A 1187-nucleotide genomic window follows, 5' to 3' on the forward strand; every position below is an offset into this window, starting at 1 on the left:
GAAGGCAGTCGAAGATACCAGCTGGCTGCAACTGTTTATTAAAAACACAGCACTGTGCAAACACGAAAGTGGACGTATACGGTGTGACGCCTGCCCGGTGCCGGAAGGTTAATTGATGGGGTTATCCGCAAGGAGAAGCTCTTGATCGAAGCCCCGGTAAACGGCGGCCGTAACTATAACGGTCCTAAGGTAGCGAAATTCCTTGTCGGGTAAGTTCCGACCTGCACGAATGGCGTAATGATGGCCAGGCTGTCTCCACCCGAGACTCAGTGAAATTGAACTCGCTGTGAAGATGCAGTGTACCCGCGGCAAGACGGAAAGACCCCGTGAACCTTTACTACAGCTTGACACTGAACATTGAGCCTTGATGTGTAGGATAGGTGGGAGGCTTTGAAGCGTGGACGCCAGTCTGCGTGGAGCCAACCTTGAAATACCACCCTTTAACGTTTGATGTTCTAACCTGGCGCCGTGATCCGGCGTGGGGACAGTGTCTGGTGGGTAGTTTGACTGGGGCGGTCTCCTCCTAAAGAGTAACGGAGGAGCACGAAGGTTAGCTAATCACGGTCGGACATCGTGAGGTTAGTGCAATGGCATAAGCTAGCTTGACTGCGAGAGTGACGGCTCGAGCAGGTGCGAAAGCAGGTCATAGTGATCCGGTGGTTCTGAATGGAAGGGCCATCGCTCAACGGATAAAAGGTACTCCGGGGATAACAGGCTGATACCGCCCAAGAGTTCATATCGACGGCGGTGTTTGGCACCTCGATGTCGGCTCATCACATCCTGGGGCTGAAGTAGGTCCCAAGGGTACGGCTGTTCGCCGTTTAAAGTGGTACGCGAGCTGGGTTTAGAACGTCGTGAGACAGTTCGGTCCCTATCTGCCGTGGGCGCTGGAGAATTGAGAGGGGTTGCTCCTAGTACGAGAGGACCGGAGTGAACGCACCACTGGTGTTCGGGTTGTCATGCCAATGGCATTGCCCGGTAGCTAAGTGCGGAAAAGATAAGCGCTGAAAGCATCTAAGCGCGAAACTTGCCTCGAGATGAATTCTCCCTGGGTCCCTGAGACCCCTGAAGGGACGTTGAAGACTACGACGTTGATAGGCCGGGTGTGTAAGCGCAGCGATGCGTTGAGCTAACCGGTACTAATGACCCGTGAGGCTTAACCTTACAACGCCAGAAGCGTTCTGGTG

Annotated in this window: 1 rRNA gene; it reads left to right on the top strand. The window is 54.1% G+C overall.

The window, feature by feature from the left end:
- Positions 1-1164 (top strand): 23S ribosomal RNA (locus QLG07_RS02600); the annotation flags it as partial.
- Between the last annotated feature and the right edge of the window lie 23 nt (positions 1165-1187).

The sequence above is a fragment of the Erwinia sp. V90_4 genome, from assembly GCF_029967685.1.
GTDB classification, from domain to species: domain Bacteria; phylum Pseudomonadota; class Gammaproteobacteria; order Enterobacterales; family Enterobacteriaceae; genus Erwinia; species Erwinia aphidicola.